Source organism: Micrococcaceae bacterium Sec5.7 (assembly GCA_039636785.1).
Classification (GTDB): Bacteria; Actinomycetota; Actinomycetes; order Actinomycetales; family Micrococcaceae; genus Arthrobacter.
The window spans coordinates 436,696-451,817 of the sequence record CP144169.1; the positions used below are offsets into that span (position 1 = coordinate 436,696).

Annotated in this window: 13 protein-coding genes and 1 pseudogene; 8 read left to right on the forward strand and 6 right to left on the reverse strand. The window is 60.7% G+C overall.

The features are described 5' to 3' along the window. Positions 1-414 precede the first annotated feature (414 nt). The 4 genes from V3C33_01955 (at position 415) to V3C33_01970 (ending at position 4,861) form a co-directional block, all read left to right on the forward strand. Complete coding sequence (locus V3C33_01955) at positions 415-651, forward strand: hypothetical protein (GenBank protein ID XAS68123.1); 237 nt, start codon at positions 415-417, stop codon at positions 649-651. A 406-nt stretch (positions 652-1,057) separates the two neighbouring features. Further along, positions 1,058-2,077: a DNA (cytosine-5-)-methyltransferase gene (dcm, locus tag V3C33_01960; protein XAS68124.1), complete on the forward strand. Its 1,020-nt coding sequence runs from the start codon at positions 1,058-1,060 to the stop codon at positions 2,075-2,077. Further along, complete coding sequence (locus V3C33_01965) at positions 2,074-3,681, forward strand: AAA family ATPase (GenBank protein ID XAS68125.1); 1,608 nt, start codon at positions 2,074-2,076, stop codon at positions 3,679-3,681. Before dcm ends, V3C33_01965 begins: the two co-directional genes overlap by 4 nt. Next, on the forward strand, positions 3,665-4,861 hold the full coding sequence (locus V3C33_01970; GenBank protein ID XAS68126.1) for a hypothetical protein: 1,197 nt from the start codon (positions 3,665-3,667) through the stop codon (positions 4,859-4,861). The genes V3C33_01965 and V3C33_01970 overlap by 17 nt, the downstream gene beginning before the upstream one ends. A gap of 138 nt (positions 4,862-4,999) precedes the next feature. On the opposite strand, the gene V3C33_01975 is transcribed toward V3C33_01970, so the two are convergent. Beyond that, positions 5,000-5,875: a DUF3883 domain-containing protein gene (locus V3C33_01975; GenBank protein XAS68127.1), complete on the reverse strand. Its 876-nt coding sequence runs from the start codon at positions 5,873-5,875 to the stop codon at positions 5,000-5,002. A 492-nt stretch (positions 5,876-6,367) separates the two neighbouring features. Between V3C33_01975 and V3C33_01980 the strand changes: the two genes are divergently transcribed. Beyond that, positions 6,368-6,979, forward strand: coding sequence for a toll/interleukin-1 receptor domain-containing protein (locus V3C33_01980; protein ID XAS68128.1), 612 nt, complete (start codon positions 6,368-6,370; stop codon positions 6,977-6,979). A gap of 421 nt (positions 6,980-7,400) precedes the next feature. Here the strand turns inward: V3C33_01980 and V3C33_01985 are convergent, their stop codons facing one another. From V3C33_01985 to hisC, 3 genes are all read right to left on the reverse strand, one after another. Further along, positions 7,401-7,829 (reverse strand): hypothetical protein, encoded by a 429-nt coding sequence (locus V3C33_01985; GenBank protein ID XAS68129.1) that lies wholly within the window; start codon positions 7,827-7,829, stop codon positions 7,401-7,403. A 245-nt stretch (positions 7,830-8,074) separates the two neighbouring features. After that, positions 8,075-9,487, reverse strand: coding sequence for an amino acid permease (locus V3C33_01990; protein XAS68130.1), 1,413 nt, complete (start codon positions 9,485-9,487; stop codon positions 8,075-8,077). 52 nt (positions 9,488-9,539) lie between these two features. Then, positions 9,540-10,634: a histidinol-phosphate transaminase gene (hisC, locus tag V3C33_01995; protein ID XAS68131.1), complete on the reverse strand. Its 1,095-nt coding sequence runs from the start codon at positions 10,632-10,634 to the stop codon at positions 9,540-9,542. A gap of 93 nt (positions 10,635-10,727) precedes the next feature. Here hisC and V3C33_02000 point away from each other — a divergent pair, with 93 nt between their 5' ends. The 3 genes and pseudogenes from V3C33_02000 (at position 10,728) to V3C33_02010 (ending at position 13,870) form a co-directional block, all read left to right on the forward strand. Then, positions 10,728-11,231, forward strand: a complete 504-nt coding sequence (locus V3C33_02000; protein XAS68132.1) for an Lrp/AsnC family transcriptional regulator — start codon at positions 10,728-10,730, stop codon at positions 11,229-11,231. A gap of 119 nt (positions 11,232-11,350) precedes the next feature. Next, positions 11,351-13,010: pseudogene (locus V3C33_02005) on the forward strand (thiamine pyrophosphate-binding protein). 221 nt (positions 13,011-13,231) lie between these two features. Continuing rightward, the gene (locus V3C33_02010; protein XAS68133.1) at positions 13,232-13,870 is read left to right on the forward strand and encodes a hypothetical protein; all 639 of its coding nucleotides are present in this window, start codon (positions 13,232-13,234) and stop codon (positions 13,868-13,870) included. 236 nt (positions 13,871-14,106) lie between these two features. Here V3C33_02010 and V3C33_02015 read toward each other — a convergent pair whose 3' ends face one another. Then, the gene (locus tag V3C33_02015) at positions 14,107-14,487 is read right to left on the reverse strand and encodes a VOC family protein (protein XAS68134.1); all 381 of its coding nucleotides are present in this window, start codon (positions 14,485-14,487) and stop codon (positions 14,107-14,109) included. A 279-nt stretch (positions 14,488-14,766) separates the two neighbouring features. Continuing rightward, on the reverse strand, positions 14,767-15,045 hold the full coding sequence (locus V3C33_02020) for a hypothetical protein (protein ID XAS68135.1): 279 nt from the start codon (positions 15,043-15,045) through the stop codon (positions 14,767-14,769). Positions 15,046-15,122: the final 77 nt, after the last annotated feature.

Sequence of the window (15,122 nt, forward strand, 5' to 3'; positions counted from 1 at the left end):
GTCCGGTCAGGCGGAGCAGCAGGCGCAAATTGGGGCTGATGAATGCGGCGGTATCTCCAATTCCTCCTAGTGCCTTCGCTTTTCTCGGAACTCCTAAGCAGACCTGGCGCTACCTCTTCTCGAGGAGGAGACCCGACCGCCTCGATGCCGGGGGAACAGGATCTTGTTGGCTTTACACACGCCGGGCAACCACCTGCCGGCGTTCCGCTGCACCTCAGAATCCGAAGGAATGACCTAATGCAGGGGCCCGAGTCGTTCATCAACCACCGCAGCCTGATCGCCGTGAGTCGCCCCGGGAGTGTCTAATAAGGAAAAATGCGATGAGTCGTTGTTTGCCACGGCTGTAGTTGATTCGTTCAACAACACGTTTCTTCTTGCCAGCGACAAGTTCACTGCCCGCGGCACCTGCACGACGTGGCCAACGTCCTGGAACTCCGGCGCGAGCACCGGCTGCAGCCGGTCATGCCGGCGCTGAACGACCAGTTGGCCGACGACCCCAGTTCCGGCCGGCACCAGCTGGTGCTCACCGACGCCCGCGGCGAGGGCCTGTGGCGTGTGGGTAGCCCGGAGGTGCTGCGGCGGGCGGACCGGCTGGAGTTCTCCGAAGGGGCCGACTGGTCCGACGCCGGCATCGGCACCAATGCGGGCTGATCATGAGATGCGCGTTGTGCGAAAGAACACATCGGGGGTGGGCCTTGCTGTGGGGGGGGGTTCCATATTCGACTCCCGGCGTCTTCAACACTTGACACCGGCGACGCTCTGCAGACAGCGCCCTAGCCTCAAGAAAGTCGGTGTCATACCCATGGCGTAGCTTCGATGTCGACAGAAAAACCTGCATCGCGGGGCGCCGTCCGACACAGTCACCGTACTACCTTCATCACGGTAGCCGTGCTAGCTAAACGGAGTCTAGCCAACACGGCGCTCTACTGTGCCGGGACCGGGTTGCCGGATCCGGTAGCCTATTCAAAGCGATGTAGGCGATTGAAAACTCCACCGCCAAGGAGAATCGGACTCAGGTTCGGCCCGAGGCGGCGGCCACAGTAAGGAATCCAGGCCAGTGCAAACTACAACTGCGGAACCCATCACCAAGCGGCGTCCCCCGCTGAAGTTGGCATCCTTCTTCGCGGGAATTGGCGGGTTCGACCTCGGATTCCACCAGGCCGGCATTAAGTCGGTCTACCAGTGCGAGATTGACTCGTTCTGCTCTGAAGTACTCGCTCACCACTGGCCTGCTGTTCAGCGGGACAGAGATATTAAGGAAGTGGTCCTAAGTGAAATCCCCAAAGCCGATATCTGGAGCGCCGGATTCCCTTGCCAGGATGTCTCATTGGCACGAGCAAGGGAAAGAGCTGGGCTTAAAGGGGCAAGATCTGGACTCTTTTACGACTTCGCTGAACTACTTGGAGGAGCTCTTCCCGAAACTGTCCTCCTTGAAAACGTCCCAGGCCTACTTTCATCGCACGAAGGACGAGATTTTGGAATCGTCATTCATACGCTGGCCGAACTCGGGTATGGCGTGGCGTGGCGCGTCCTTAACAGTAAAAACTTCGGAGTCCCCCAGAGTCGTCAAAGAGTCTACATTGTTGGATGTCGTGACAACCCAGAACGTGCCGCTTCGATACTTTTTGAGCCCGAACGCGGCACAGGGCATCTTGAGACGGGTAGAAAGCCAGGGGAGAAAACTATTTCCCCCTTTATGGAGCGCGCTTCAAAAGATGGCAGAGAAAACCTCGACGGCAGCGGACTAGCCGTCCCAAAGCTGTCATTCTGCCTCTCTGCAACGACTGGTCGCCACACCGGTACAGACTGGAGTCGAACTTACGTGGCCTACGACGCAGCGGCGCGGAGGCTGACTCCTGCCGAATGTGAAGGGCTCCAGGGGTTCCCCGACTCATGGACGCTCCCCCTCGGCTGGAGTGACGACTCGACATCAGACAGCGCTAGATATCACGCCTTGGGAAACGCCGTGTCCGTACCAGTCATCGCTTGGCTAGCGGATCGCATCAAAGCATCAATTTCGATGCCGACAGCGACTGAAACGGCGGTCGGGTTACAAAGTGAAATTCTGACTGCATGAAAGCCTTCGTTTGCAGACTCGGACCCAGGGTTGTAGTAAAGGGTCAGGCCCGCGGAACGCTGATTGATCCGATAAACCCCGGTTCGTCGGATCAATCCGACTATTTCACCTCCACGGTCATGCAGGGGACGCTGCCAGATCAATTGACCGTTGAGTTCGGCCAGCCACCCAAACGTCAGAATAGTCATACTCTGGCAACAGACGACATGATCATCCTGCTCTTGGGTGCTACAGACTTCCGAGGATCGACTAACAAAAGAGGCGTCGTCGGGGTTGGTCGTGTTGCCGACCTTGAGTATTCGGGACAGGGACCGTCCGAGCGCTGCAAAATGACAGTATCCCGCATCGTCGCTTTCAACCCTCTGATCGATTTGCGAGTACTCCAGGCCCAAGAGTGGTTCGGTCCATCAGAGTTGTTGCACGTGCCAGCATTTGGTTTCAGTGGCAAGACTCCTGCGCAGAACATCCTCAAGTGCTATATGGACAAATGGTCCGCGGAAGAGATCGACATGCAAGTGCGCTCGATTCTTGGGACGTTTCAAGGAGCTGACCCCGGTTTCTCTGATCGATTGGCTTTGAAAGATCCCGAGTTGGGCAACTTGGTTCCGCCAATCGATCCGGAGTGGGAGCCCCGCGAAGCTACAAGCACCGAATCCCGCCGGAGTGAAGCATCCGCTCGGCCTCCTCAGACGGTCGAGGAACTAGCGGAGCGCCTTTACCTACCGGTGGTAAGCGTTCTTGAAATGATCTGGGTTCTCGAAAAGAAGCAGTCACTAATTTTATCGGGCCCCCCTGGAGTCGGCAAGACTTATATCGCTCGTGAAATTTCTCAATTCATGTTCGGTACAAATGTTGATTTCGTTCAATTTCATCCGTCTTATAGCTACGAGTACTTCGTCTCTGGCTATCGGCCGTCGATTGAATCGGAGACACTCAAATATGATCTTTCGTCCGGACCGCTCCTTGACATACTTCACGACGCGGAGTCTGCGGAGAGTGATGTGCGATTTGGACTGATAATCGATGAAATAAATAGATCAAACGTATCGGCAGTTTTTGGAGAATTGTTGACTGCACTTGAATATAGAGGCATTCCAGTACGGTTGCAGTATGGATCGCCCTATGATGAGCGCGGTGAGTTCATTGTCCCGGACAACTTCTACATTGTGGCCACAATGAACCGCGCTGATAGATCGGCCGGTAACTTCGACGCAGCCCTGCGCCGTCGTTTTGGGTTCTTCGACTGCTACCCTACCGAAGAGCCATTTCGGTCCGTCTTGCGCAAATTTATCGAATCTAAAGACCATGATCAAGCCTGGATTGCAAACTGGATCAATGAGATCAATGAGCTCATACCGGATCCTGATTTCTCTATTGGCGCGTCCTTCTTCATGGGAAGCATTGAACTCAGCGACGACGAAATATCTAGGATATTTAAATTTGAGTTGACTCCGTATCTTCATGGCAAGTTCGGCTCCTCAAGTGCCTTTGAATTCCTGCTCAACCTTTCACCCGATGTAGCGCGGAATCGATACAGTGACCCAATTACCCAGTCTACGGACTCGGCTACTGAGGCCGCGCTCGGCGATGCAAATCAAGCTTAGGGAAACCGAGACTTCGAATATTCCCGTCCTACTGAAATTTCGTGAGATGGAATCGATTCGGAATATCCGATACGGATCTACTGCACAAAGCAAGGGTTCGAAAGTAGTTGAGGTTCTTCCCGGGGGGCGCGAGGGAGAGTACTACCTCGCCGCGAAGGAAATCGTGGGAGCGTTCACGGTTGGCGACATCGAAGTGGTCATTGAGCCTAAATGCGGAAACGATCGGCTGAGCATGATGCTCGCAGCTGCGGTCCCCAAAGTCCGTTCAGCTACCGGAACAGTGCACCTCGATGATGGTTCCCTCCGGGACCATTTGGCCAACCAATTCCTGCAGCAGTTCGTGGAAGCCTCAGCTGAAGGGCACTTCGAGACGTATCAGAGACGGCGCTCTATCGGCACCCGCCCTCGTGGCCAGATTGACTTCTCCAGACTGGGCAATGGTCTTCCGTCCCCAGTTGCCTATCACCACGACGAGTTCACGTCCAGGAACACGCTCAACGCATTCTTAGCCGCTGTCTTGTCCCAGATTACTCACAGCTACGGCCTGGGCAATTCCACGGGAAGGATGGCCAAACTCAGCCTGGAAGATCTGGGCGTCGTACCAACGAATTCCGCCCTAAACGACATCGAGCTCGCTCTAGAACTTTCTCCCGATGCCCCTTACTCCAACTGCATCAGAACGGGTGCACTGATATTGGCCGGGGCCGGTGTAGTGACCACCGCCGGCGACTTAGCGAGCCATGGATTACTATTCCAAATGTCAAGGGTGTTCGAGTCTTTCGTGACTCGGACAGTTATCGATGAGGCTCAACGGTCAGGCCTGGGGTGGGAGGTTCAGGGAAGAGGTCGAGCTCAGTTTTTGGATGCAGAAGAAGAACTTCGTTTAATGCCGGACATATGCGTGGGAACCAACAGCAACAATGCAAAGCTAACCATTATTGATGCTAAATATAAGTTCTTGAGCGGCCATCCATCGCGTTCCGATATATACCAGATGATGGCCTACTGTGAAGCCTACGATACCGACGTTGGTGTAATAGTCGGAATGGGATCGGGTCCGGACACCGTCCTATACACTCAGAAGCCGAAGCTCAAAATACACTGCATCAGGCTGGACCTGATGACCGGCGATCCCGAAGAGATCCTCAGGAAAATCCGTTCCACGGTACTACGAACCTAACCGCATCCTCCGGAATCTGGACTGCAACATCAATGGGCCACTCCGAGCGACTTTCGCCGGTGTGGCCAATTAGCTTTAGGCTCTCGAGTAGCTTTTCCGAAGCATGAGAGAGACGCGCGGTGCGCGCTCATACGTTTTTCAGACTATTGCAACGCCTAGCTGTTGCCTTGGCGCAGCTTCAAAGGAGACAGCGTCCAGATTGCACGATTTTGCCAGGTCTCCCGGGAGCCGATATAAGCCAGGTCCTTTGGGCGAACCGAATCCGTAAAGCCGGTACAGGTGGTAGAGCTCTGGAGCAGCACCCGAGACCCGGACTTCCCCTCGCGTGACGAAGAAGGGCACGTCAATCGCGTACTTGGTAGTCTTGACCTCGATCCACTTTTCGCGGCCTGAGTGGTCAAATGAAAGTACGTCGTAGCCAAGGCCATCCCCTTTCGTTTGAGCCACGTGCTCAACGCGGTCTGCAAGCTTCGTTCGTCCGATGCTGTGAAGAAAGGTTCGCTCGCGCCTTGCCACGGCCAGCTCGCCGGCCAAGCCAAGCGCCCGGTTGGCTGCTTCCAGTTGAAGATAGTCTCTCTTATAGGGCCGCGCCATTACCCGGCCATGCAGAAGGTCAGTGATTACCTCGGGCGGCGCGTCTGCCTCACGTGTGATGTCAATCGGCCCTAACGGCGCATTATCTAAGAGCCTAGACTCCAATATCTCATCCAGCGATTTTCGATGTTCCAGCTCGCCAAGAACGGCCTCTACTAGGCTGCGCTGATAATTTGCCAGAGGCGACAGGCCACGCAGGTGTGGGTAGCCGAGACCCACCAGCACTGCGCTGATGTTGCTCATTTTGAATGATATTGATTTCAAGCTTCGCGAACCGAATTGTTCTGATAGGTCGCGATAAACACCGGCCTTGACGAATTTCTGCCCCCGGACGTCCATCACAAGCAGGTCAAAATATTTTGTCACTGTGGCACTAACTTCATCGTCAGTCCACGGTTTACCCGTTTCTCCCATAAACATGCTGCCAGGTTATAGCACCATGCTTCCGTTCCGTGACTACGCCAGACGACAGTCCGCGCGTCGAGGCAGTATGGACTGTTCATGGATGGTTTCGTGGACGGGCTATCAGGCTCGTAGTCCAGTCAGATGAAGTTCAGATTCACAATAGCCCCTGGTCGGAACGTCACCTCGCTGACCCCTTGAGTTGTGAAAGACTTGGTGAAATTCGAATTTTCGCGGACTCGCCGCAGTTAGAATGCTCAGCATCAGGGAGGCTGTCGATGGGCAGTGATAATCGGAACTTTCACGACGGTCCCGCCTAGATGCCACTAACGCATGGGCTAGAGACGGTGCCGGCCGCTCGCAACCCATCGCCCGGCGAAAGACTGCCGCACCGGCTCGGCCGGAGACCCGTAGCCGCCCGATGAATTTCGTGCAGTTGCCCCCTAGAACGAAAGCTGCCTCTCGCCGTGTCTGCGCATGTAGCTCGCTACCACTCACTAAATAGTGATCTTGAAAGGAAAGAAAGTGGAGAAAGTATTCTTGTCCCACACTGGGGTCGATAAGGCCGTGGTTCGACGAGTAAACGCTGAACTAGCCTTACTCGGCGCCGAAACATTTTTTGATGAGCTCGGTGTGCTAAACGGACAAATAATCGGCGACTGGATCGACACGGCTCTAGAAGCGACAAGCTTGTTTGCCCTATTTTGGTCAGCGGACGCCGCATCCGCCCCATGGGTCAAGACTGAATGGACAGCGGCGCACTGGAAGTTTGTAAAAGAGCCGGAGCGTTTCATTGTAGTAAGGCTTGACGACACGGCGGTCCCAGCTCTCCTCGCATCGAAAAAGTGGATTGATGCGCGGATGGACGTCAGCACTGTAGCAAGGGAGCTATTGGGCTTGACCAGCCCAGCCAAGCTTCTGAAAGCGGTCCAAAATACGCTTGAGTCCTGGAGCATTCGGATTGAGAGCTACCCAGGAATTGGCCCCCTTGCAGGCTGCGGTGGCTGTGGAGCTGGGCTGGAAGCCATAAGCGTGAGCACTCAAACAGACTACGCACGAGACGATGAGTACATCGAAGCCCGTTGTATCCAGTGCGGATGGTGGACTGGCGGCGAGATCTGAGCTGGACAACGAAAGCCCAGTGGTTCGATGAGCTCGTCTCCAGTGAAGTTCATGTAAGGCCCCCACTCATTTAGCGTCGCCTACCTTCGAGCATCCTGGACCAATGGCCGGGCGATCTGCGTCTCTGCCCCGGGTCGGATTGCGTGATGTCGGAGGCGGGAATCGCCAGCCAGGGACACTTTATGCGCCCGTTTGGCGTCGAAAGACTATGCCACGGTTTGGGTCACCGGCTCTCCCGTTGAAAACGATGATGTGCCCCCTAAAAAGGCTGACCCATGATCATTCCTTGAGTATCAGGCCATGGCCATCCAATTCACTCACGTCCATGCGTACTGCATCGGTGTCCAGGGTGACATTCCTGACTGAGCGCCTCGCCGCACATATCGTTTACGAAATGGAAGGCGATCCCCTACCCCGCCCCTTATCGTTGATGAGGCAAGTCACGGAACCGTTTACGTAAACCGTTTGCGTAGGTCTTGGACATGGAGGCTCCGGAAATTCTCACCGGCGCAGGCGATTGCACGCGGTTCATTGTCCATCGCGACCACGTGGTGGACGCCACGGCGCGCGAGGCAGCGAGCACCCCGGTGCCGGTTCCGACGTCGAACGCCAACGTGTCAGAGGGCAACGCAGCGGTGGCCACGAGATCCACATACTCACTCCGGGTTGGGAAAAACGTGCCATAGTACGGGTGGATGCGGCCCTGCAGGGCATCGACGTAGACGCCATTCCGCCGCCACTCGTGGGCACCAATTGCCCCGACAAGCTCATGCAGGGACACAACGGAAGACTCGCCGATATCACCGTACGCTTCAACGGCGGCCTCCCGGATATCCGGTGCGCGGCGCAACGGCACCACCGGGCCCGGATCAAGAGGAATAAGCAGCAGGCCGAGAATGCGAGCGGGACTGGCGAACTCGGCAAGCCGGATTCTGGCGATTCAACAAGTTTGAATTGTCACTAGGTTCTTGCAGCCTCGCGGCTTGCGCCGACTTGGACCTCGACGCTAACGGACAGTCACGAAGGGCGCGCCCGTCCAGACCGGCGCGCCCTTCGGTTCGCAAGGACCCCACGAAAAGGTTCACAGCGCCTGGTTCAGTCGATGAGCACCGACTGCTTGGCACTATCCGAAGATTCAACAGCGGAGGGAACCTTCCCCGAACGGTGATGGAGCCAGTTCGCCACCGCCAGAAGCGCCACGAGTGCGAAAGTGCTCAGGAGCTGGGGGCGCGAGTCCTCGCCAAGGAAGCCCACCGTGAAGATCGCCGCGAGGATAAGGAGACCGAAGCCCGTGAGCCAGGGGAAACCGGCCATCCGCAGGGGAAGCTCCGTCCCGTCGCGGTCGGCGCGGAGGCGCAGCGCGAGCTGGGCGAGGAGCGCGGACGTCCACACCAGCAGGCACGTCGAACCCACAATGTTGAGCAGGACGGGAAGCACCTTCTCGGGGAAGGCCACCTCGAGCACTGCCGTGACAACACCGAAGGAGACGCTGGCCAGGACTGCGACAACCGGAACCCGGGCCTTGGACACGAAGGCAAGCGGGCGTGGTGCTTCACCCCGCTCGGCGAGGGAGAACGCCATCCGGGAGGCACCGTAGAGGTTTGCGTTGAGGGCGGACAGCAGTGCTGCCACGGCTACCAGGGTGATGGCGGTGGCTGCGCCAGGCATCCCGGCGGCCTCCAGTACCGCGGCGAACGGGCTCTTCAGCCCCGCCGAACCCACGGGAACCACGGCCGCGATGACGAAGATCGCACCGATGTAGAAGACCAGGATGCGCCACAGCACCGTGCGAACGGCTTTCCGCACACTGCGGGCTGGCTCTGCGGTCTCCGCTGCCGCCACTGACACGATCTCGGTGCCGCCGAACGCGAAGGCCACCACGAAGAGTGCCGTGGCGATCCCGGCGAAACCGTTGGGCGCGAATCCGTCTCCGGTGAAGTTCGCCAGTCCCGGCGACTGGACCCCCGGCAGCCAGCCGAAAAGCAGGGCGGCGCCCACCAGGAGGAACGCGACGATTGCCGCCACCTTGAGCAGGGCGAACCAGAACTCAAATTCGCCGAAGTTCTTCACGCTGGTGAGGTTCACGGCGGTGAGTACCACGATGAACACGAAGGCCATCAGCCACACCGGCAGGGCCGGGAAGATGGTGGACAGCAGGCCTGACGCACCGAGCGCTTCCGCGGCGATGACAACTACGAGTTGCAGCCACCAGAGCCAGCCCACCGTGGCACCGGCCACCGGCCCGTAGGCCTTGGCGGTGTAGACGGAGAAGGCGCCGCTGTCCGGATTGGCGGCGGCCATCTCGCCCAGGGCCCACATCACCAGGATGATGAGGGTGCCGGCCACGAGGTAGGAGATCAGCACGGCAGGGCCGGCAGCCTGGATGCCCGCTCCGGAGCCGATGAAGAGGCCCGCGCCGATGGCGCTTCCGAGGCCCATCATGGTGAGCTGGCGTGGTTTGAGGGCGGCGCCGAGTGGGCGGGCAGACGTCATTGTCTGTTGTTCCATGGGGATTCCTCTGGTTGTAGGTGGAACGGAATGGTAAAAGGTCGGTCGGTTATCAGGCCGCGTGGGCTTCGAGGAGCCGGAGCACGCGGTCGTTGGAGGCGGGGTCGGCAACGGTGATCCGCACGCCGTCCCCCTGGTATGCCCGGACCAGGATGCCCGCACCGTCGAATGCGTCCACCAGCCTCGCCAGGAGGCTCTCATCCGCACGGATCCACAGGAAATTGCCCTGACTCTCCTGCAGTTTCCAGCCCTGGGCTGCCAGCTGTGCCGCCATCCGCGCCCGCTCCTGCTTGACCGCGGCGACGCGCGCTTCCATCTCCTCCCCGGCGTCGAGCGAAGCGATGGCCGCCTTCTGGGCCAGCGCGCTCACCGAGAAGGGAAGGGCGGTTCGGCGCAGCCCCTCAGCGATGTCCGGCGCCGCCACAGCGTATCCCACGCGCAGGCCGGCGAGTCCGTAGGCCTTGGAGAAGGTGCGCAGAATGCAGACGTTCGGGTACTGGCGGTGGAGCGCCAGCGAATCGGGGCCGCTGCCCGCTTCGGCGTATTCCACGTAGGCCTCGTCGATCACAACCAGGATGTCGGAGCGGACGGATCGCAGGAAGGCCTCGATGCGTTCGTGGCTGATCGGCACGCCCGTCGGATTGTTGGGAGTGCAGAGCAGGATGACCCTGGTGCGCCCGGTGACGGCAGCGGCCATGGCGTCCAGGTCGTGGCCCTCAGCGTCGTCCAGCGGGATGCGGACCGGCCGGGCGCCGGCCAGCTCAACCAGGATGGGGTAGGCCTCGAAGGAGCGCCACGCGAAAATCACTTCATCCCCGGCATCGCACAGACCGGTGATGATCTGCTGGAGGACGCCGACGCTGCCGGGCCCCACCGCCACCTCCCCGGCGGTGACGCCCAGGTGGCGGGCGAGCCGTTCGCGGAGTTCGACGGCGGCCATGTCCGGGTAGCGGTTCATCCTGCCGGCAGCTTCGGCCACCGCAGCGGTGGCGGCGGGCAGTGGCTCGTGATGGCTTTCGTTGCTGGCAAGGGCGGCGATGTCCAGGCCGGCGCTGCGCCGCCCCGGGACGTAGGACGGAAGGCCGGCCACAGCGCCACGAAGGGTGGGGAGCGCGGTGGCTGCGGTCAGAAGCTGATCACGGGTCATAAGGACCGATCATGATTGTGATCCGGCCCACATTGCAAGATACGCTCAAGGCATTGGGACTTCTGCTCAACTTCTACAGTGTCTGGTGAAAATATGACCATCCCGAACGCTCGCGCCCTCGATTCCCTCGACGGCAGGATCATCCTGGCCCTGGACAAGGACCCCGAAGCCAGCGCCCTGGCACTCTCCCGCACGCTCGGCGTCGCACGCAACACGGTCCATGCCCGGCTGGCACGGCTCGAGCGCAGCGGCGCCCTCCGCTCCTTCAGCCGCAGGCTGGACCCCGCCGCGCTGGGCTATGAGCTGATGGCCTTCCTGTCACTGGCGATCAGCCAGACGCGGGCGGGTTCGGTGGAGAACGGGCTCGCGGCGATCCCGGAGGTCATCGAGGTGCACGCCACCACCGGGGACGCGGACCTCATGGCCAAGGTGGTGGCCCGCGGCACTGCTGACCTGTACCGCATCACCAACCAGATCCTGGAAATCGACGGAGTCCAGCGGACCAGCACGGCCATCTCCGTGCTGGAACTCATGCCGCCCCGCTACGACGGCCTCCTGAGCCGGCTGTCGGAGCAGGAATCCCGCGCTTCGGACTAACCGCGGGTGACGGGCGCCACAAGGGGGCATTTTGTCACTTCTCCAACCCTCTACTGCCAAAAGTCCCAGTCCGCACCAGCTCTCTTGCCTATCTGAAGCCCGGCCCGCAGGATTCCTGCATGACTTCACTTACCGTCTCCGGCCGTGTGGCGCAGGTTCTCAGTAGCTGTGTCAGCGATGTCTTCGGCGTCATGGGCAACGGAAACGTCTACTTCCTGGACGCCGCAGAGAAGCAGGGCCTCCGCTTCTCCCCCGTCCGGCATGAAGGCGCCGCCATCGCCGCGGCCGACGCCTACTACCGGGCGTCGGGACGCCTCGCGGCGGGCACCACCACCTACGGCCCCGGCTACACCAACGCACTCACCGCCCTCGCCGAGGCAGTCCAGGCGCAGATCCCAGTCGTGCTGGTCACCGGGGATGCGCCGAGCAGCGGTGCCCGGCCGCAGGACGTGGACCAGGCGGCCATCGCGGCCGGCCTCGGCGCGGCGACCTTCACCGTCACCCGCGACGCCGCGGGCGCCATCACCCAGCAGGCGGTGGAATACGCACTCACCAAGCGGACCGCCGTCGTAATTGCCATTCCCTTCGACCTCGCGGCGCTCGAGGCTGCGGAAGAGGAACTTCCGGCGCCGTCGGCACCGAACGTGAGGGACGACGTCGACGGCGGCCTTGGGCAGGTAGCCCGCCTGATCGCCGGGGCGAAGCGGCCGCTGATCCTCGCCGGGCGCGGTGCGCATCTCGCCGAAGCCGGCCCGGAGCTCCGGGGAGCTCGCCGACCGTCTGGGTGCAGTGACCGCCGGAACCGCCCTCGCGCTCAACCTCCTGGAGGGCGAGGGATACCTCGGCGTCGCGGGCGGCTTCGGCACGGACACCGCGGCCGGGCTCATGGGCGAGGCCGATGTGGTCCTGGTGGCCGGGGCGAGCCTGAGCCCCTTCACCATGCGGTTCGGGCACCTGCTCGGCCCGGACAGCACCGTCATCCAGATCGACACCGCCCTGCAGCCCACGCACCCCCGGGTGGACGTTTTCGTCAGCGCTGACGCGAAGTCCGCTGCGGGGCGCCTCCTCCGGCTGCTTGATGGTGAGGCTGCGGCTGAGGCCTGGCGCGCGGAAGCCCGCAAGCGCCTGGCCGAAGGACCTGGCCACCATGCAGGCTCCGCGGAAACCCCGGACGGCCGACTGGACCCGCGCGCGCTTGCCATGGCACTGGATGCCGTGCTGCCGGAGCGCCGCACGGTGGTCCAGGACGGAGGGCACTTCGTCGGCTGGGCACCCATGTATTGGCATATCCCCCGGCCGCAGGACCTGGTGATGGTGGGGACTGCGTACCAGGCCATCGGGCTGGGCCTTGCCAGCGCCGTCGGGGCAGCCCGTGCATTGGAGGACGGCCGCACGCTGGTGCTCGCCTCGGGCGACGGCGGCTTCCTGATGGGCCTGTCCGACCTCGAATCACTCATTGCTGCGGCGGGCAGCGCCATCGTGGTGATCTACAACGACGCCGCCTACGGAGCCGAAATCCACCAGTACGGTTCCCAGGGCCTGACCGAAAAGCCTATGCTGATCCCCGAGGTGGACTTCAGCGGGATCGCCCGCGCGCTCGGTGCCGACTCGGCGATCATCCGCTCGCTTGCAGACCTTGCTGCCCTTCAGGACTGGATCGACGCAGGCGCCAAGGGAACCTTCGTGGCCGACTGCCGGATCACGTCGAGCGTCCGGGCACCGTGGATGAGCGAGTGGATGAACGCCACGCAGGCTGCGAAGGCGGCCGTGGCGGGGTAACTGAATCATGCCTTAGCGGCGAGACCCGGGCAACCCGTCGCTGGTGCACCCGGTCCGCACGCCGTCCCTGACCTATATTCACAGGACGATGTTCATGGGCCTGACGGACGGCGGAACCCAATCCACCCCTGCCTGATGCCACACCGCTAGAGCCCCCTGTTCGATCGCCTGGATGGCGGCGGCGCTCCGATGCCGCCTTGTTCGCGTGCAAGTATTCACTTATGACTATCAATGGCGACACCGCCAAACTCCTAGCCTTCATGGACTCCCACGGCATCGACGCCTCGACTGAGGTCAGTCGTGGCTGGGCTTCCATCGGAGCCATTATTGTCGATGCCTCCTTGCAGCGACGCCAAAATTACGAGGCAACCGTGAAGCCGCGCGTTGACGCTCTGGTTGTCGCATGGCCAGATGCAAGAACCACGAGTGGGTTCCGGAAACGTCTTGCTACGGGAACCCTCTCGGAAGTCATCGATTGGCCATCACCGGGCCGTCTTGCTCAGATAGACGACCTAACGTGCGTGCTTGAGGATCAGGGCATCGAAACTGTAGAGGAACTCCGAGCCAGACTCACTGACCCTGCAAGAAGGCCGGTTCTTCGTGACGCCCTCGCAGCTGTACGTCATGTGAGCCCCAAGACGCTGGATTACATCGACGTTCTCAGTGGACTCTCAACGGGGGTTGCTGTTGATGTGCGGATACGCAGAGTGGCCGAGGCCGCCGGCATCGAGGACACCTCTTACGCCAACATGTCGGCCGTGATCCTCGCTGCTGCAGACTCACGAGGGTGGCGCGCTGAGAACCTGGACGCTGCCCTGTGGCATTTCGGTATTGAGAGCGCCCCGGCATCATCCACCTAAGGAGTCCAGAACTCGTGCCGCGGCCCCGCGGCGCATCGCTCTGATCAGTCTCCTTCGATCGTCCTTTCCGTTGTCGTCGTATGCCGCGGATACCAGGTGCACAAGCCATTCAGGGCGGCCGGTACAACTGTGAGGGGAGCGCAGCGGCGAGCGCCGACGTCGTTCTCTTTCAGCATGAACGCCGCGACGCCGTTTCTTGTGGTGCTCGCCGCATTGCTCCGCTCGGGCGTTGGTTGTTACGGGCGCTGGGCGATGTTGAGAATGTTCCCTTCGCTGTCCAGGAACCAGGCGGCCTTCCCCCACTCATTCGTGGCAATGCCGTTCTCCGTCTTCAGCCCGGGAAAATCGTAGTCTTCAAAGACGACGCCGCGGCCCCGCAGCTCCTCCATTTCGCGTTCGAGGTTGTCCGTTTCCCAGCCCATCTGGGTGTTCTTGGCTGACCCTGCATTCTCTGTCTGGTAAACGAGGAAGCCCGTTCCCTTGCCGGCGCGGTACATCAGGCTGTCGTCCTCAGGGGTCTCGGAAGGTTCCAACCCCAGCTTGTCCCGATAGAAATCCTTCGCCCTGTTGATGTCCTTCGCGGGAAGGACAGCCATGATCTCTAAATCCTTGAACATGATGATTTCCTTTGTGCATTGTTCTCTCGTTGATGGCGATGCTCTCCCCCCGGTAGCGGTTCCGGAACGTCTTTTGTCCCGGGGCCGCGTGGCGCCCGTTCCGCCGACCCGCCGGGCGGTCACCTGGGACTCTGCAACGCCCCTGCCAGTCATCATCGGCGCGAGGATCCCCGAAGCCTATGTGGCCATTATGGAACCGATTTGTGCCTGCGGAAATAGGGGATTTCTATCGCCTTTCTGAGGTGTGCGCAATCGCCGCGCCCTACCCCTGCTCGGGGTTCAATCCATTGGCGTACGCGGCCTGCCCCACGTGCTGGAGGCTGTCGACGATGGTGCTGACGAGCCGCACGCCGAGGGTAACGGGCGGTCAAAACGCTTGTCGACGATGCGGTCGAAGTCCTCGTCGCCAAGAGTCTGCACAAACTCCACGGTCTGGCGGTGAACCGCATCGTAGTACTCAAGCAACAGCTCCGGCCGTGCCCGCACCGCGTCGACTTCGTCGGTCGAATGGCCGTACCCGGTGTCACGCGCCGGAAGCGGCAGGACAAGTCGGCCCACAAATTCCTTCGAGGTCCAGACCTCACCGAAGCCGATGTGCCGTCGAGGCGGCGGGCGGCGCGTATCGCCGTGCTACG